General features: G+C 67.2%; 12 protein-coding genes, 2 pseudogenes and 2 CRISPR repeat arrays. Of the genes and pseudogenes, 3 read left to right on the top strand and 11 right to left on the bottom strand.

From position 1 onward, the window contains the following. Nucleotides 1-162: 162 nt before the first annotated feature. Both AC0T5L_RS05920 and AC0T5L_RS05915 read left to right on the top strand, forming a co-directional pair. Nucleotides 163-1380 (top strand): M14 family zinc carboxypeptidase, encoded by a 1218-nt coding sequence (locus tag AC0T5L_RS05920; protein ID WP_476164352.1) that lies wholly within the window; start codon nt 163-165, stop codon nt 1378-1380. Nucleotides 1381-1839: 459 nt separating this feature from the next. Next, nucleotides 1840-2181 (top strand): annotated as a pseudogene (locus AC0T5L_RS05915) (lysoplasmalogenase family protein); the annotation flags it as partial. 212 nt (nt 2182-2393) lie between these two features. Here AC0T5L_RS05915 and AC0T5L_RS05910 read toward each other — a convergent pair. Further along, nucleotides 2394-3416: an SMI1/KNR4 family protein gene (locus tag AC0T5L_RS05910; protein ID WP_476164351.1), complete on the bottom strand. Its 1023-nt coding sequence runs from the start codon at nt 3414-3416 to the stop codon at nt 2394-2396. A gap of 210 nt (nt 3417-3626) precedes the next feature. Here AC0T5L_RS05910 and AC0T5L_RS05905 point away from each other — a divergent pair, with 210 nt between their 5' ends. Next, nucleotides 3627-3920: an Rdx family protein gene (locus AC0T5L_RS05905; protein ID WP_476164350.1), complete on the top strand. Its 294-nt coding sequence runs from the start codon at nt 3627-3629 to the stop codon at nt 3918-3920. Nucleotides 3921-4066: 146 nt separating this feature from the next. Here the strand turns inward: AC0T5L_RS05905 and AC0T5L_RS05900 are convergent. The 10 genes and pseudogenes from AC0T5L_RS05900 to cas3 all read right to left on the bottom strand — a co-directional run bounded on the left by AC0T5L_RS05900 (nt 4067) and on the right by cas3 (nt 16279). Then, nucleotides 4067-4413, bottom strand: a pseudogene (locus AC0T5L_RS05900) (VOC family protein). Nucleotides 4414-4651: 238 nt separating this feature from the next. Next, nucleotides 4652-5074: a DoxX family protein gene (locus AC0T5L_RS05895; protein ID WP_476164349.1), complete on the bottom strand. Its 423-nt coding sequence runs from the start codon at nt 5072-5074 to the stop codon at nt 4652-4654. Then, a CRISPR array of direct repeats spans nt 5075-6445; the repeat unit is 29 nt; unit sequence CGGTCCATCCCCGCGTCCGCGGGGCTCAC. A 47-nt stretch (nt 6446-6492) separates the two neighbouring features. Further along, nucleotides 6493-6822 (bottom strand): type I-E CRISPR-associated endoribonuclease Cas2e, encoded by a 330-nt coding sequence (gene cas2e, locus AC0T5L_RS05890; protein ID WP_476164348.1) that lies wholly within the window; start codon nt 6820-6822, stop codon nt 6493-6495. Further along, nucleotides 6822-7844: a type I-E CRISPR-associated endonuclease Cas1e gene (cas1e, locus tag AC0T5L_RS05885; protein WP_476164347.1), complete on the bottom strand. Its 1023-nt coding sequence runs from the start codon at nt 7842-7844 to the stop codon at nt 6822-6824. Before cas1e ends, cas2e begins: the two co-directional genes overlap by 1 nt. Next, a complete protein-coding gene (cas6e, locus tag AC0T5L_RS05880) occupies nt 7841-8521 on the bottom strand; it encodes a type I-E CRISPR-associated protein Cas6/Cse3/CasE (protein WP_476164346.1) in 681 nt (226 codons plus the stop codon). Before cas6e ends, cas1e begins: the two co-directional genes overlap by 4 nt. Next, a complete protein-coding gene (gene cas5e / locus AC0T5L_RS05875) occupies nt 8506-9303 on the bottom strand; it encodes a type I-E CRISPR-associated protein Cas5/CasD (RefSeq protein ID WP_476164345.1) in 798 nt (265 codons plus the stop codon). The genes cas6e and cas5e overlap by 16 nt, the downstream gene beginning before the upstream one ends. Then, nucleotides 9300-10451, bottom strand: coding sequence for a type I-E CRISPR-associated protein Cas7/Cse4/CasC (cas7e, locus tag AC0T5L_RS05870; RefSeq protein ID WP_476164344.1), 1152 nt, complete (start codon nt 10449-10451; stop codon nt 9300-9302). The genes cas5e and cas7e overlap by 4 nt, the downstream gene beginning before the upstream one ends. 5 nt (nt 10452-10456) lie before the next feature. Then, nucleotides 10457-11233, bottom strand: coding sequence for a type I-E CRISPR-associated protein Cse2/CasB (gene casB, locus AC0T5L_RS05865; RefSeq protein ID WP_476164343.1), 777 nt, complete (start codon nt 11231-11233; stop codon nt 10457-10459). After that, nucleotides 11230-12831 (bottom strand): type I-E CRISPR-associated protein Cse1/CasA, encoded by a 1602-nt coding sequence (casA, locus tag AC0T5L_RS05860; protein ID WP_476164342.1) that lies wholly within the window; start codon nt 12829-12831, stop codon nt 11230-11232. The genes casB and casA overlap by 4 nt, the downstream gene beginning before the upstream one ends. Nucleotides 12832-13309: 478 nt before the next feature. Continuing rightward, a complete protein-coding gene (gene cas3 / locus AC0T5L_RS05855; RefSeq protein WP_476164341.1) occupies nt 13310-16279 on the bottom strand; it encodes a CRISPR-associated helicase Cas3' in 2970 nt (989 codons plus the stop codon). A 48-nt stretch (nt 16280-16327) separates the two neighbouring features. After that, nucleotides 16328-17027: direct repeats of the CRISPR family, unit length 29 nt; unit sequence CGGTCCATCCCCGCGTCCGCGGGGCTCAC. Between the last annotated feature and the right edge of the window lie 45 nt (nt 17028-17072).

The following is a 17072-nucleotide window of genomic DNA, read 5'->3' as shown; positions in this document are numbered from 1 at the left end:
GTGACAGAGCCACTACCCAGCCCCGAGGGACTCCTGGCGAGGGCTGGACTCCCACGTCCAGGAAAACGAAACCTAGATCAAACTATTGACCATTTGTACATATCTGCGTAAATCTGAGTGTGCCAAGACCAGCCCCTGTCCCCCCACACCGCAGGAGGACTCTTGACCCCGTACCGCCAGCGGAGGCTCCGCCACCGCGCACCGCTCGCCGCACTGCTCGCCGGAGCACTACTCGGAACCTCGATGGTCGCGCCCGCCTCCCCCGCGGCGGCGCAGCCCTCGCAGGCGAACTGCTCGTCCAACACCGGGGACACCGGCGGCCGGTCGTGGACCGACCACGCCGAGCTGGAACGCGAGCTGCGGACCCTCCAACGCCAGCGCGGCGACGTACTGGCGGTCGAGGAGATCGGCCGCTCCCACCAGGGGCGCGGGATCTGGTCCGCGCGCGTGGGCACCGGACCGCAGACCGTGCTGGTCACCAGCGAGATCCACGGCAACGAGAAGACCGGCACAGAGGCGCTGCTCAACCTGCTGCGCACCATGAGCGCCAGAACTCCCCGGGCTCAACGGCTGCGCGAGGACGTCACCCTGGTCGCGGTGCCGCAGATGAACCCCGACGCCAGCGAACTGGACCGGCGCGGCAACGACCGCGGCTGGGACGACGTCGTGGCCGACTTCCCCCAGCTGGAGGGGGCGCAGCCCCCGTGGAACTACTACACCCGGTCCCTACAGGGAGACGACTACTCCGAGCGCCCCGGGTTCGACGTCAACCGCGACTTCAACCCGGACCTGTCCTACGTGCCCGAACCCGACGACTTCCCGGGGCGGTCCAGCGAGCCCGGCTGGTACATCCACCCCGAGTCCCAGACGGTCCGCGACCTCTACGTGGACCTCACCGAGGAGCGGGGCGGGGTGGACGTCTACATCGACCTGCACCACCAGGGGCCGTGCTACGAGGAGGAGGAAGGCGGGGAGTGGGTGAACCTGTCCGTCTCCGCCGACTTCGTCCCGGACCCGGGCACCCCCGAGGGTGAGAAGTACTCCGAGTACGCCGACCTCTACGACTTCGACCTCTCCCGCCAGGTCAACCTCGCGGTGTACGACGAGCTGAACTCCTACGGCAGCTCGGGGTTCGACAACATCACGCTGTACCCGCAGGACCTCGACCTTCCCGGGACGGCGCTGGGCTCCTTCTCCCTGAACGGCAGCGGCGCGATGCTGTTCGAGGTGCGCGGGCAGACCCAGAGCTGGGGAGCCCGCCAGCGCGGCCAGCTCGTCAAGACGGTCGAGCGCGGCCTGGAGTCGGTGGTCGAAGGCCTCGCCGACGGCTCATTGCACGACCTCGACCCGGAGCGCTACCACACCATCCCCGGGCGCTAGGTGTACTGACCACAGAGGTTAGGTACAGCTAGGGCGTGCGCGGCGGACACTCCCCGGCACTGACCACGTGATGCGGCGGGGCCGACGGCCGGATCGGCCCCGCCGTTGCACACACCCTCGCTGAGGAGTGTGTGCCGATCACGCGATCGGTCCCCGTCGCACGCACGCGTCCCTGGGGACTCGTGCGCCGGTGGAACCGGCGCCCCGAAGCCGTGTCCCCCTCGAAGGCCGCCCGCGGAGGCAGTTCACCGAGGATCACCAGAAGGCGTCCGTACCATGTCCTGAGGGTCCCCCACCACCCCCTCGCCCGCGCTCTGCTGGCCTTCTTCCTCGCTCTGGCCGCCTCCCACCTGGCCGTCCAGCTGTTCGGCCTCGCCTCTTGGTCGCGGCCGACGCGGGTCCTGCTCATGCCGGCCCCGGCACTGAGGGTGTTCGCGGCCACGGACCGGCCCCCGTCTGGTGAGGCTGGCGCTGATCGCCCTGGTCTTCTCCTGGCTCGGCGGCTCCCTTCCCGCACTGGCCGACGGCGACACCGCGTTCCTGCTGATGGTGGGCGGTTTCCTGGTCACACAGGTGGTGTACGTGTTCGCCTTCTGGCCGTACCGGACCGAGAGCGTGCTCCGCCACCGCCGGTGGCTGCTGGTGCCCTACCTCGGTTTCGTGTCCGCCCTGGTGTGGGTGTGTGCCCCGCACGCCCACGGTCTGCTGGTCCCCGTCCTGCTGTACGGGCTGGTGCTAGCGCTGATGGCGGTCCTGGCCACGGGGGCCAACGCCTGGACGGCGGCAGGTGGAGCGCTGTTCCTGATCTGCGACGCCCTCATCGCCCTGCGGTCCTTCGTCCCTGGCTTCGACGAGGCACAGATGTTCGACGCCCACTGCACCGACGCCGCGTCGGGCGCCCCCGCCCGAGCGGGGCGTCGTGTACACGGACGCACCCGCGATCGACCTCACGGTCTTCCACGGCACGTGAGGCTGTGGCGATCGCCCGTGAGCGGCGACCACAGGCCCGGTTCTCAGAGGGCGTCGGCTCCGGACAGGGCACGGGCCAGGTCGGCCGGGGCACCGTGCCCCCGCTGCGCGACGCGGCGCAGCCGCTCCGGATGTCCCCGGCCGCGGCTGAGCGCGCACACCGCCGCCAGCCGGTCGGGCCCGTGGGCCTCGGAGACGGCCAGGCCGGCGAACCGCTCGGCGGTCGCATCGTTCAGACCGGTCTCGCCACCGGGTCCGCACCGGGCACCCATGCGAACCGCACGCATCGCCTGCCCGTGACGCTCGACCACCCACGGGCGCAGGTAGTCGGGACGGGTGACCAGGACGTGTCCGTAGTCGTGCCGCAGCTCGCGCGGCGGCTCTCCCTCGGGGAAGTGCAGGCCGCAGGCGTACATGTCCAGCCAGGTCTCGTACCATGCGGGGAAATCGGCGCCCGGCGGGAACGACGGGGGCTTCTCGTCGTTCCAGGTGTAGACCACGCGTCCGCGTTCCGGCCCGTACAGGACAAGGTTCACCGCGTAGCCGCAGCCCAGTTCAGCCATGCGCAGCAGACCGGGGAACTCGCCCCAAGTGGTGTCCTCGTCCCAGTCGAGGGCACGCTCCCACCAGTGGTCGTCGAACCGGATGCTCTCGGGCCAGGGTGCGCGGCTTTCGACGCGACCGTACGGGTAGCGCGTACCGTCCTCGCCCTCCTCCCCGGCCACGAGCGGGAACGGGTGGGTGGGCGGGAACTCGTCGCTCTCCACGGCGACGGTGCGCTGGTATCCCTCCTCTGGGATGCCGGCCTTCCGCGCGATGGACCCGGCCCCCGCGCCGAACATCATGCCGCCGTCGGCAACGGAGGTGACGAACGCCCGGTAGCTCTCGGGCAGGGTGAGGCCGTTCTCCTCCTCGAAGGCGGTCACCGCATCCTCCGTCGTGGGTGCCATGAGCCACAGCTCGTCGGCACCGCGCTCCCGGAGCCAGGTGTGCTTGGCCCGGATCCGGCGCAGCCGCGATGGCGGCCCCGTCCCGGGTTCGTGCGTGATGGGAGATGGATGGTCCATGGGCGCCACCCTGCCGAACGCGCCGGTGTACGTTCCACCGGTTTTCGGGCCTCCGCGGAGCGGACACACTCCTCGCGCCGCCCTGGGCCGTGCCGGCCCCCGGCCACGCGAACGGCGGGTGTCGCCGCGGCCGCGTCCCGCGGGATCGCGGCCTCCGCAGGGTCCGGGCCGCAGAGCCACCGGTCTCGCTCCCGTGCCATGCTTGGAGCCATGCAGGTAAAGCAACCGCGGCTGGAGATCGAGTACTGCACTCGGTGCCGGTGGCTCCCGCGGGCCACCTGGATGGCACAGGAACTACTGACGACGTTCGAGGCCGAACTCGGCGAGGTCGCACTCGTCCCGAGTAGCGGCGGCGTGTTCGAGGTCCGCCTGGACGGACAGAGCGTGTGGTCGCGCAGGAGCGACGCCGCATTCACCGACGCCGCCGAACTCAAGCGCCTCATCCGGGACCGGATCGCCCCCGACCGCCGCCTGGGGCATTCCGAACGCACGTCAGAGCACTAGGGTCTGTCGCGCAGGCCGACCTCGGTCGAGGACGACCGAGATCCGTGGGGCGCGGTGCCTGACGAGGGGCCGGTGGTCCCGGCCGGAACCGTTGTCGCCGAAGGCGAGTCTGTCCGCCGCGGCCACGGCCGAACCGCCCGGCGGCGTCAGCGGTGGCTCAACACGTTGACCACCCTGCCGTCGGGGTCGCGGACAAGGAACCGCCGTACCCCCCACTCCTCGTCCTGTAGGGGTGGACGATTTCCGCGCCGCTCTCCCGCATGACCGCGTAGGCCGCGTCCACGTCGTCCACCTCAATACTCATGTCGGGGCTGACCGGTGCGGTCTTGTCGCTGGTCATGACGCTGACCTGTGCCGCCGGGCTGGACGGGGAGGCGAGGGTCACGATCCAGCCGTGGTTCATGACCTCCTCGAAGCCCAAGAGCCCGTAGAACTCCTGGTTCTCCTGCGCGGCCTCTGACTGGATGACGGGCGTGACACGGTGGACGGCCATCGGCGGCTCCACGTGGGAAAAGGCGTATCTCCGGGGCTTCTCGAGAGGACTATGACACACCCTGCCCCGCGCGCGCTTTCGCGAAAGGCCCCGGGTGCACGCGGCTCGGCAACGGCCGCCGCCGTGTCTCGTCACCGACGACCGTTCCGCCTGGTTCGGCGGTGGAGTTCGTGTACGCGGTGTCCACAGAAGCCGGGTCCCCCCACGAACTCGGAAGGGACCCGGCGGCGGGCGCGGTTCAGGCGGTGCCGTGCTCGGGGCCGGGCCCGGAGCCGTGGGCATCGCCGCCGCGCAGGCGGGCGAGGAAGGTGTCCAGGGCCCAGGGGCCCGGTCCCAGGACGGCGATGAGCAGGAAGGCCCAGCAGTACATGGCCGCGAGTTCGCCGCCGTTGCCGAGCGGCAGCAGCCCCTCGGGCTGGTGGACCGCGAAGTAGGCGTAGGCCATCGAGCCCGAGGCGGTCACGGCGTTGAGGCGGGTGGTCAGTCCCGCCAGGACCAGGGTGCCGCAGACCAGTTGGATGAGCGCGGCCCACCAGGAGGGCCAGGTACCGAGTTCGACGGCGAGTCCGGTACCGCGGTTGCCGCCGAGCACGCCGAACAGGGAAGCGGTGCCGTGCAGGAGGAAGAGGAAGCCGGTGACCACGCGGAAGAGGGACAGCACCGGTCCATCCCCGCGTCCGCGGGGCTCACATGCCGCCTTTGCCGGAGTAGACGGCGAGGATCGGTCCATCCCCGCGTCCGCGGGGCTCACCACATCAGGTTGGAAACTTCTTCGCCAACATCAGGTCCATCCCCGCGTCCGCGGGGCTCACTGCTCCTCCTCCCGCGCGGCGGTGCCTACGGGCGGTCCATCCCCGCGTCCGCGGGGCTCACGGGCTCTGGTTGGTGTGGGACATGGGTGTCCTCGGTCCATCCCCGCGTCCGCGGGGCTCACAGCTCAAGAAGCAGCTCACCGACGACGGCGAGCGGTCCATCCCCGCGTCCGCGGGGCTCACTCCGCCGCCGTGATGACCTCCGGAGTAAGGCCAGGTCCATCCCCGCGTCCGCGGGGCTCACCGTGCCGCAACCTTGGGCATGGTGGATCCCTCCGGTCCATCCCCGCGTCCGCGGGGCTCACTTGGCGCTCCGTTACGCCGCTCCCAGCTGAGCCGGTCCATCCCCGCGTCCGCGGGGCTCACCAGGCCTGGACCGGGGCCCTGGCCATCACCGCCGGTCCATCCCCGCGTCCGCGGGGCTCACAAGCCCATTTCAACGGCGAGTTTCACAAACGTTGGTCCATCCCCGCGTCCGCGGGGCTCACACCGTACGGAGACCCGCGAGGACATCCGCCATCGGTCCATCCCCGCGTCCGCGGGGCTCACGGCCGGTAGGGGCCGAACACCTTCACGACCGGCGGTCCATCCCCGCGTCCGCGGGGCTCACACGCGTCCACGATCGGATCAAGCGCGAGCAAGCGGTCCATCCCCGCGTCCGCGGGGCTCACCCGCCCGCATACGCCTTTCCTAGGCTGATTACCGGTCCATCCCCGCGTCCGCGGGGCTCACGGCGGCTTGCCACTCCCGGACCCGCTGGACGTCGGTCCATCCCCGCGTCCGCGGGGCTCACGCCGCCAAGCTCACCAAGCAGTACCTGGAGAGCGGTCCATCCCCGCGTCCGCGGGGCTCACAGCGTGGCGCGGAGGGCCCCGACGTGGAGCGCGGGTCCATCCCCGCGTCCGCGGGGCTCACGTGAGCTTGTCCGCCGTGATAACCTCTCCGGCCGGTCCATCCCCGCGTCCGCGGGGCTCACCCCTCGTGCGGGCCCCGGCACGTCGGACAGAGCGGTCCATCCCCGCGTCCGCGGGGCTCACGAGTAGACCACAATCGAAGTATGGCCAATGTTCGGTCCATCCCCGCGTCCGCGGGGCTCACGCCCTCGGGGTGCATGGGGGTCAACATGTGGTCGGTCCATCCCCGCGTCCGCGGGGCTCACTCCGTCGGGGACCTCGTAATCCTGAACTAGGGCGGTCCATCCCCGCGTCCGCGGGGCTCACAGCAAATGACCTGCGACAATCCGAGGTGTTATCTTCGCGTTACCTCTTCAAGGAGAGGACACCGAAGGATCGAGCAACTCGTCTTCAGGCTCAACCCCAATGAAGCGGATGAGCTGGAGGCCGTCGAAATCCATCACCTGTCTTCGTCTCTCTCCCGCTGTCTTGACCACGAACCTCTGCTCGTTGTCCGCAGGGTGCGCGCATACCGCCGCACCATCCCCAACGGATTCGCTGACCAGTTCCCAAAAGCGATCGCGTACGCGGGCCGTCATCGTGCCAATGTACAAACCGGCTTTGGGTTCGATCATCCACCGCGACAATGACCCCCGCACATGCGGAGGTACAGCCGTCGTTGAGATCACCACCATCGACGTCATCAGCCGTGCTCCTCTTCCAGCTCAGAAGGAGGAAGAGCGGAACCGAACGCGATCCGATCACCATAGTTGACACCGCCTGTCACTGACCCACGCACGGGGTCCCACAGATCCACAACACGCCAGCGCTTGGTGGGTTCCGCTTCTTCTCCTTCAGCTTCGGAGTCGAGCAGCAACTGGACGTCCCGGACGATGCGCGGGATCATTCGGTAGAGCTTCAGGTCACTGCGCAGTTTGCGTCGTGCCTCAGCTTCAGGGTGCTCTGACGCGTGCAGCGAAAACGCCAGGGGCACCGTTGTCGCTGCCTTGTACAGGTCAGCGATGTCGTAGACGAAGGAGTGCTGTTTCCCGCTGTGCACAAACCCCAGGCCCGGGTGACATCCCAGGTGCATGATCACTGAGTGGACCACGCCGTATAGGGCGGCATTCGCTGAGGACAGCGCCCGGTTGACCGGATCCTGTTCGCCCCAGGATTCGGGGTTGTAGTTGCGTTTGAACGGTTTGAGCCGATACCTGCCTGCAAGCCCTTGGTAGAGCTTGCGCATCCGCTGGCCCTCCAGCGCTCGGAGGGTTTCGATTGATGTGCCCTCAGCGACTTCTTCGCTGAAGCGCATCTCGAACATCGCGCAGGCAATATCAAGGCGCAGTTCGTTGTCGGCGTAGGCGCGAGCCTGCAGGTCCAGCCATCTGGTTGTCCGGTCAGGTGATGGCCAGCCACCGTAGTGGACGACGCCGCCGGATCCCGTGCTGATGACCGTGGTGTTGTGCCGGAAGAGCGTGGCAAGGGCCGGTGAGGTGATGGATGTTCCCGGCCCCAACATCAGACACGCCAGTGCTGCTGTCGGGATAGGGACACGGTGCACTACACCCGAGTCGGTCTCGGTCTCAGCGCACACCCCGGTGTCGGTCTGTACGATGCGCACAATGTCGGCGTACAGGAACGATAAGCCGTCGGAGACCCGCGGCAGCATAGCGAGCGTCGGCCGAATGAAGTTCTTCTTCGCCTCGTTCTCCGGCTCGGTCATCCCTGCTCCGCGTAGGCGAGACTCAGCAGGCCGCAACCGAAAGCCTTGCCGCGACCGATCCCCTTCAGCACGGCCGTACGCACCGCATCGGTGTCTCGCACACGGGCGAGTCCGTCGAAGCGCACAGCGGGCATGCGGACCCTGCGTTCTCTCCTTCTGTCGACATGCTCCGAAAGCCTGGTCGAGTACGCACTGAGAAGCTCCAGCCCGTTTTTCCCGGCTTTGTCCTGCCACCAGGCATCGGCGGCCTGCCCTGTCAGCGGCAGTTCGTGGGCACCCGAACTCAGGCGCTTGTTGTCCCGAGTCCACAGTTCGCGGGGCATGGTGCTTTTGCCCAGGCGTTTCATCGGGCTTGCGGTGATCCGGTAGCGGACGACGTCGCCGAGGCCGATGCGTTCGAGGAGTGGGGTGAGGTCTTTGGTACCTGCGAGTTCGAACCCGGAGGGTAGATGCTGCGGGCACAGCTCGCTCTGGGCCTGGACGAGCAGATGGCGCCCGTTCCTGGTGTCTTCCACGCGAAAGAGCAGGCCGGCCTTTTGCCGGGGTGACTCGACGCGCTGGTCGCCCAGATCAGCGGAGGCGAGTTTCATCAGGATGCGGTGGTGGTCACCGGCCGTTGAACGCCGCACCTTCTGAACACGGTCGTCTAGGTCGATCTTGGTCAGCTGGACAGGCACCGCTTCTCCTCCACGTACTCAAAGATGCGCCTACGGTATTCGTGTGGTTTGCGGGTGAGCAGTTCTGCGGGAAGCCGTTGCAGGTCGGCGCTCACCGCGCGAGAGCGGTAGGTGCGTCCCTGTCCGGCGAAGGAGACGGGGACGTCGTTGAGCACGGCGACGCTTCGCTCCGATGCGGTGCGGCCGGGGGCGGCTTCCTCGATGAAGGTGACCTGTACTCCTGTTGGCTTGCGGTCCGTGCCCCATTCGATGCGGCCGCCCGGGCGGGGTGCGAGCGGTACTTCGGTTCGTAGCTGGTGCACCGGGTCGTCTGTTCGGGAGCAGAGCAGCAGGGGCGGGTCGGGAACGTAGGCGCGTCGGCCGAGGTGGGGGGCCCAACGCGGCGCCTGCAGGGCGGCAGCGATCTGATCGGTCAGCTGTGGTGGTCCTTCGACTGCGACAGTGAACACCGCGTCGGCCAGGAAGGACCTTCTGGTGACGATGGTCGCCGCACCTTCAGGTCGACGTTTGCCTTCTGCGGTGGGCACGGCCTCCTTGGCGGGAAGCCCACCGCCGATGGTGTGGAAGTCGACCATCCTCACTCCCGGCCGGTCCACGCGGACGGTGAACCTCAGCGCTTCGTAGCGTTCCAGGGGTTGGGTGCGGTCGCGGCCTTCCGCCGCCGCGAACATACCGATCAGCGCGGACCTGGTGGGATGGTCGACGGTGTCGCGGTCGGTGAAGGTGCTGTGCTCTCCCCAGCTTTGCAGGGGGCCGGCCAGCCGGATCAGCAGACCGCTCATTTGTGCTCGTTTCGCGAAGCACGGTTGGCCTCGTCGAGGGTGGCGGTGATGAGGCCGGGGTAGGAGGGCATGTACTCTCCCAGGTTCGGTAGTTCCTTGACCAGGTTGATCCCGGAGTGAAACGAGGTGGAGGTGTCCTTCCACCAGGCCCGGTTGAGTTCCTGGGCGTAGCTGTCCAGCCTGCTCTGAGCCTGCGTGGAGTAACCGGTGGCCGCCAGGAGCGGCTCTTCGAAGGCGGAGGCATAGGACATGGGCCGGTCGGTGCGGACACAGACGTGCACGAGGTCGGGTGCGGTCTGGGCTGCCGTCGCGTTCTGTTTCCCGCTGGGGATGGTGTCGATGAAGGCGCGCAGGAACTGACCGACCAGCTCGTGGGCGGTCTCGGTGTCGCCGTTGAGGTTGTCCAACAGTTGTGCCAGGTTGATGTTGGCGTAGCGGTAGAAGGTGCCGGAGCTGAACTCCCCCACGTTCATGTGGCCGCTGCCGCGGTCGTCTTCTTTGGGGATGTCGTCGACAGCGGTGAAGAAGTCCGTCTCTACGGTCGTGCCGTGGACGGTGAAGGCATGCGCGAACTGGACCGCTCCGTCGACCTCGGTGCCGGGCAACTCCGCGAGCATCCGGCCGAAGAGGTTGATGGTGCCGCTGCGTGCTTTGAGGATCTCCACGATCTCGTCGGAGGGGAGCACTCCCTTCGCGGAGGGCTTACTTTTGGCGGTCTCGGCTGTGATGGCGGCCTCGTGCTGGCTTGCCAGGTCGGCGAGTTCGGTGATGGCGCCCTGGGGGAGGTAGAAGAGCACGGAGGTGTCCTGCGGCTGGTCCTCCTGCCCCTTCTTCTGCTTTTCGACCTTGATGCCCTTGCCCACGGACAGGACGATCTGGCGGCCGGCTTCCTCAGCGTTCTTGCCTTGCCATCCGCGTTCCTGCAGGACTGCGGCGATGGCTGCGATCAGGTGGCGGGTACGCACCGCGGGGTCGGCCAGGCGCTCTTCGACCTTGTGGCGTACGACGCGCTTCCAGCTCTGGCTGGAGATGCGTGTGCGTTCGAATCCACCGAAGACGACCGTTTTGGGCGAGCCCAGGTCGTCGCGGTTGACATTGGAGTAGGGCAGCGTGTGGAGTGCGTGCACGTCGATGTAGAGAGGGCTCATGCGGGTCAGTGCTCCGAATCGTCGGTAGAGGCCGTTTTGGCGGCCTGCTTCTTCTCTTCCAGGTACAGGTCGCGGTTGCGGGTGCGGTGGTAGGACTGCAACCACTGTTTGGCGACCAGTTCCCGTTCGGTGTCCCACCGCGCCAGGTCCTGGATCAGTACCACCCAGTTGATGGGGACCTGGTGGGCTCGTGCCTGACGAACCAAGGCAGGCAACCGCTTGTGCACACCGGCCAGGTCCAGGCGGCAGAGCCGGTGGAGCCTGCTCTCTGTGGTGTCGGCGTTGAGCCTGCCGGCATGCACTCCCTTGGCCAGGGATACCCCGAGGTTGAAGGAGGGGTCCCGGCCGGGCGGTGAGGCAGGCGGCTTCTCAGCGTCAGACCCCGTTGGGTCGTGTACGGCGTCGTCTGCTTCGGGGGGTGTCGCCTCGTCCGCGCTTTCGTTGGCTTGCAGGGGGTGCTCGGCGTTGTCGTAAATGTCGAGATCGGGAGCGTCGTTCTCGTCCCGGGCCTCACGCGGCTGCGCTGCGATGAGTGCGGCCACCCCGTAGAACGCCCATTCCTGTGCTTGGCCTGTCGGCAGGTCCACGGGGGCGCCTGAGGGGGCCCTCAGGCAGTCGTAGATCACGCTGTGCACGGGGCGCGCGGTGGGGTGTGTGGGCGGGTGGCCTACCATCCGGCGCAGCACGGCACGGTCACCGGGTGTGTCCACGACTGTGCGTGTGAGCCGTTCGACCATCCGACCGGCAAGGTAGGCGATTTCCTTGCTCTGTTGCGTGTTCATTGTTCGGTGTCTTTCCGCTGTGGGTTCCACTGCCTGAACAGTCGGCCGCGATGGTGTTCGATGACCTTCGCTGCACGGGGACGCGCGGAGTAGGTGTCGGTGACCTCTTCGAAGGCGCGAACCGCCGCCAGAATGAAGGTGTTGCCCGGGGTCTGCCTGTCCTCGTCGAAGGCGATGTTCCAGAACTCGTTGCCCGCTTGGGACCAGTAACGGGACATTCCCGGGCGCAGCCAGGGACCGGCTCCTGTCTCCGTCGTCTTCGCTTCGCCGCCGCCGGGGCTGTTGCTCTCTTTCCAGGCGGCTTTGAGCGCGCTTTCCAAACGGCTCCCGGCTCCCTCGGCTGAGGCGATGGACAAGTGGATCCGGCGGCGGGCGCGGGCGGCCTTCTCTGTATCGGCGTCGCTGTGCTTGAGCCAGCCCAGGACAGCGGGGGTGATGGCCGTGAACCATTGCCGGTCACGGGTCTGGCCGTCCTGGTCGAACCCGAAAGCGCGGATACGCAGCGTCTTCAGGACCTGGGCTGGGACACCCTCACGCGCGCCCCAGGTGTTGAACAACGCGGGACGGTGGCGCTTGGCGGTCTGGTCGTCTCGCAGCAGGGCGTCCATGTCCCGCCACACCGCGCGGGTGGCGTCTGCCGACCGCGGGTAGGGCTTGCCCTCTTTGGAGGTGTGGTAGATCCGAAAAGGGTCGACCGGAGCCGACCAGCTCTCCCGGAACTCGTGGGTAATCCGAAATCCCCAGGTGATCGTGGCATCGGTGACGCTTCGGCCGTCCAGGGAGGGATGCAGGAGCACAGCGTGCCGGTACTGGTTGGTCAAGATGCCCGCAAGTCCGGTGGCCTCGCTCGGAAGGCCTGTGGCCTCGTCCAGGTCGTCGCGCTCCCAGGGGGCTTCGTCGATCTTTCCATTGCCCGGGTAGGGGATGTTCAGGACGAGGCTGGTGAACAGGTTGTCGGAGACCGGGTGGAAGGACAGTGCGCCGCGCAGGGGCCCGGCGGAGGTGTCGGCTTTGGTGACGCCGTCGACACTGCGTGAGGTGCAGCGACCCGAGGGCCCGTAGTAGACGGTCGCGATGAGATGTTGAGCAGCAATCTCCGGCGCGACCGGCTCGGGGGCGAGGTCGGTGGCGTGGCCTCCCAACCAGACCTGGTTGTTGCCTGCGCTGCGCCCCCAGCAGAGCTTGTTGATGCCCGATGTTGAAGGACACTGCTCGGCCAGGCGGGGATCTTGGAGCCAGGGGCGGCCGATGACGCCGAAGAGATCGAACCTGTCCGCGTAGTCATCGAAGTAGGCGTTGACTTCGGTGGCGTCGAACCTTCCTCGTTTGAGAAGTTCCATCCGCAGCTGTTGCCAGTCCTGGGAGTTGTCAGCGTCGTCCAGTCCGGTGACGCGCGCTGCGATCAGTGCCAGGATCCGCCACAGCCCTGCTGAGGCCGGTGGCAACGCGAGCTCCACGTCCGCGATCTCATGGGCCCGCAGGAAGAGCTCGCGCAGACCGACGCGGGAGGATCGATGGTCTGTGTCATCGCCTATCTGAGGGTTGAGCCACTGCACAGGCAGCCAGGGCTTGCTGTCGAGCCCGTAGGAAGCCACCATGATTCTCGCTTTCACTTTAGTTTCTGAGCAGAACTACTGATGGACCCTTGTCTGCTACGGCCTGCTAGATTGGCGCTCCGGTGACGCTGGGGGCCAGGTGGCTCCGCTTGGCATCGCTGGGCTTGCCGAGCACGACCCCGCGGACGCGGGGATGGACCGGTGTTGAACCCAGTTCCACGTGAAGCGTCATTATGTCCCCCGCGGACGCGGGGAGGATGGTGGTCCGCTTGGAGTGAGCTGTCAGCAGCGCGCTTCATGAACGCGAACCCGGCCCCCTGAACGAACACAAGTGCCGATTCGGTGACGAGAACCGCCTGGACGATGTTCACTCGTTCGCGACTGCACGGGGCGATCACCAGGCCACTCACTCAAAGTGCAAGGTGTTAAACCCTGTTCAATGGTTCCTACGAAAAAGAATAGCACCAAAGGGGGATATCTGAAAAACGAACACTAATAATGATTCATTCAGAAACTTCACTTACCACCACATAAGTCCCTTTTTTTCGTCCAGGTGCCAGGTGCGTCCGCCCAACTCTCCCGGCTGCGGGATGCCTCCGGCCACCAGAGGTTGGGGCATCATGACGAGTTCTCGAAGCCTGAAGTCCTTCTTCCAGGACGAAGGGCGGGCTGCTTCGCAGTCCGCTTGCGCCGGCACCCATCGTCCGCCGCGCACGGGGACGGTCCTACGGATCACTGCGGCGACCTCGTCGTCGGTGAAGGCCCCCTTGGGTCCCGATCCCTTCTGCGGCAGAGCGGCTGTGCGGTCCGGGCCCAGCCACTGCCTGCCCTCGGCGTCCTGGTAGCAGGGCAGCACACGCACCGAGTCGGCATCGAAGCGGGTGGTCACCATGTCCTCGTCGATGTCGAAGGAACCGATGGTCAGTTCGTGCAGGCCGCCGTTCAGGGCGTCGGGCCCCGGCACGAGCACGTTCCGTGCCTGGGTGCGCATGCCCATGTCCTTGCCGACTCGTTCGATGTCGCTCTTCATGTCGTCGATGAGGCCGGGGTCGTCATACACCCGTTCCACGAGGGCTTGCACGTCACCGGGGACCGCGACGGGGCTTCCCTTCCGTTCGAGTAGGAGGTTCTGTGTCCGCACCAGCAACGACGCCGGGTAGACGTAGGTCCACACGTCGGGCATGCCCGAGCCCACCGGTCGGTCCGGAGCGAGCACGGCCACGCGCGGGTGTGATGCCCATGCTGGCCTGGTGATCGTTCCCAGGTTCTGGTGGCGCCAACAACGTCCTGCGCGTTGCAGGAGGAGTGAGACTGGTGCGAGGTCGGTGATGATCAGATCGAAGTCCAGGTCGAGGCTCTGTTCGATGATCTGGGTTGCCACCAGGATGGCTGCTTGCGGGCGCTTGCTGTCCGTGTGGTCCTTGCCGAAGTACTCGATCACCTGCTGGGTGGTCTCATCACGCTGCCACCCGGGGAACCTCGCATGCAGGAGCATGGTCTTCGGAGGGTTGTCGGCCCCCGGGAAGCGCTGCCGGACCATCGCGCGAATCAGGTCGTAGGTTTCCTGGGCTTCGGCGACGGTGGTGCAGATGACAGCGGCGCACCCTGTGTTGGAATCCAGCAGGCCCGCGAGTTCGGATTCCAGTGCTGCGGACCGGTCGGCTTTGCTTTTGCGGTCCTCTGTCTCTAGGGGCACGGTCACTAGGTCCAAGTGCAGCCGCTCTCGCTCTGTCGCTGTGACCGGCGCGGGGTTGCGGCTGACCACACCGGTGCACGCGTCCGCATAGAGCCATCCCGGGTATTCGATCCTGTCGACGAGGGGAGCCTTGGCCGCCGCGCTTGCACGCCTTCGACGGCCGGGTTTGGCGGTGCGGTGCTTTCCTGCGCCCCTGAGGTAGGCGGCTGTGTAGGCCTCCGCGACAGCGCGGTGCAAAGTCGCAGATAGGAGGATGACCGGAACGTTCAGCTTTCCCAACCACTGCAGGAGTCGCTCGAGTTCTTCCTGCATGTAGGGGTCGACGGCGTGTGCTTCGTCCACGACCACGACCTTGCCGACCAGGCCGAGAAGTCGGACCACGTTGTGCCTGAGCTTCAGCACTGTCATCAGGATCTGGTCGATGGTGCCCACCGACCAGGACGCCAGTAGGCCGCGTTTGCGGCCGGACAGCCAGTCTGTGGCCGAGGAGTCCCGGCCTGAGGGCCCTGAGGTCAGAACGGTCGACGGTGCATGTTCGTATACCTTCGGTGCGTAGTCATCGTTGAGCCATGCCATGGAATGCAGCAGCGTGAGAGGGCGGGGCACATCCGCCCGGTGCTGGGCGTAACTGCGTAGCCGCCCGTACATCTGGTTCGCCGTGGCCATGGTGGGAAGTGCGATGTAGCGTCCCGGGCACCCGGCCGCGTACCCCATGATGTCGGCTGCGTGAAACGCAGCTTCGGTTTTGCCCTCACCTGTGGGCGCAGTAACGATCAGCAGGCCTGGCCCTGTGCAGACCTGTGGAAGATGTTCGGCGAGAGAAGCCTGGAGGCCGTTGGGTGCGGGAATGCGCGGGAAGGAAGCGCTGAACGTCGCGGGGGTCGTGGTGAGGGGACGCAGGCCGGCTTGGTCAAGCAGTTGGGCGACAGCTTCCTTCTGGCGGCTGAAGTAGGTGCCCAGTTCGGCCGGGTCTGCGGTAGCAGGAGCGTGCTGCCTCTGGTAGAGGATGTGGTGCTCCTGGCTGACGAGCCAGTCCGCGAGAACGACGATGGCGCAGATGACTGCGGCAACAGGTTCGGGAAGGGTGTCGGGGGGTCGCGGCGCGCCGAGCAACTCTTGCAGGCAGCACAGGAGCAGCCACCGCTGCTCGTTCCAGGCGTCTTCCTCAAAGCCGGCATCGTGCAAGTGGTTGCCGTCTACGGATTCGGAGAACCTGGGGAAGCTCCCGTGGTGCCCCCCGAGAAGTTGAGCGATGAGGGGGGTGATGGAGCGGAACTCGTCTGTGAGGGGATAGCCGGCTTGGGGCAGAACCGCTTCCAGCCAGCGAGCTGTTGCTGTTGCGTGTCCCATCCGCTCTGCAAGGTCGCGCTGAGGCGGGTATGAGGACAGGTCGATCTTGATCTGGTGCTGGAAGTACGGGGTGAGTTTGCCGATGTCATGCAAGCCTGCCCAGAAAGCGATGATTTGTCCCGCGTGTTCTGTGCTGGTTGACAGCGCGGTGGCGATCGTGGCGCGTGTTCCGGGGGCCATGAATTCGTCCCACAGGGTGAGCGCCATGGCAGCGGCATCGATCGCGTGACAGACAGCTGGATGGCGGTAGCCGCCGAGATCACGCTCTTTGGCCCAAAGGCGAAGGTCGACACTCGACCCAGGCTCTGCGCACACACCAAACGGATAGGCCATGCGGTTCCTCTCCTGAGCATCGCGGCGAGCGAATGCACTGTAGAGGATCGGTCTGACAAAACCACCGAGACGATGCTGAAGAAGGCCGTTAAACAGCGCGTTTACTGTCACGTCCGTGAGGGTCAACATGGAGTCCGGCAGACCCGCCACCTTCTCCGTCGGCCCATCCTCGCGTCCGCGGGGCTCACCCGAGCGGGTACGTGCTAGAGGTGGGGGCTGCCGGTCCATCCCCGCGTCCGCGGGGCTCACGACATCTGCACACCGGCCTCGGGGTACACGCCCGGTCCATCCCCGCGTCCGCGGGGCTCACTCAGCCTGCACGAACAGGCGCTCGACCATCAGCGGTCCATCCCCGCGTCCGCGGGGCTCACCCACATGGCGCCCATCTCGTCGTCCCACCGGACGGTCCATCCCCGCGTCCGCGGGGCTCACTACCAGGTCCCGGCAGATATCGCGGTCGCCGACGGTCCATCCCCGCGTCCGCGGGGCTCACCGACCGGCGACGCCATCCCGTTCTAGTCCCCCCGGTCCATCCCCGCGTCCGCGGGGCTCACGAGGGCGCGGAGGCCGCTGACGCCTCCCCCAGCGGTCCATCCCCGCGTCCGCGGGGCTCACCGGGAGGTGGAACGCGCCCTGGCCGAGAGGCCCGGTCCATCCCCGCGTCCGCGGGACTCACCATTACCGGCCTCCCGCGAGGAACTCCGCGAGCGGTCCATCCCCGCGTCCGCGGGGCTCACTCATGCGCGGCAGAGCCGACGTCCGCGCGGGTCGGTCCATCCCCGCGTCCGCGGGGCTCACGTCGCCCGGTCGCTGAGGCCGCATACAACGCGCGGTCCATCCCCGCGTCCGCGGGGCTCACCAGCACCTTTGCCGGTATCGGGGAGACCACGGAGGTCCATCCCCG

Source organism: Nocardiopsis sp. TRM 82005 (assembly GCF_056312425.1).
Note: the sequence above shows the minus strand (reverse complement) of the source record. Positions and strands in the feature narration are given on the sequence as shown.

What these genes read in the sequence shown, in the direction of transcription:
- cas2e (WP_476164348.1), bottom strand. Translation starts at nt 6,822, where the DNA reads ATGACGTCGATGGTGGTGATCTCAACGACGGCTGTACCTCCGCATGTG.
- cas7e (WP_476164344.1), bottom strand. Translation starts at nt 10,451, where the DNA reads ATGAGCCCTCTCTACATCGACGTGCACGCACTCCACACGCTGCCCTAC.
- AC0T5L_RS05905 (WP_476164350.1), top strand. Translation starts at nt 3,627, where the DNA reads ATGCAGGTAAAGCAACCGCGGCTGGAGATCGAGTACTGCACTCGGTGC.
- cas5e (WP_476164345.1), bottom strand. Translation starts at nt 9,303, where the DNA reads ATGAGCGGTCTGCTGATCCGGCTGGCCGGCCCCCTGCAAAGCTGGGGA.
- casB (WP_476164343.1), bottom strand. Translation starts at nt 11,233, where the DNA reads ATGAACACGCAACAGAGCAAGGAAATCGCCTACCTTGCCGGTCGGATG.
- AC0T5L_RS05910 (WP_476164351.1), bottom strand. Translation starts at nt 3,416, where the DNA reads ATGGACCATCCATCTCCCATCACGCACGAACCCGGGACGGGGCCGCCA.
- casA (WP_476164342.1), bottom strand. Translation starts at nt 12,831, where the DNA reads ATGGTGGCTTCCTACGGGCTCGACAGCAAGCCCTGGCTGCCTGTGCAG.
- cas1e (WP_476164347.1), bottom strand. Translation starts at nt 7,844, where the DNA reads ATGACCGAGCCGGAGAACGAGGCGAAGAAGAACTTCATTCGGCCGACG.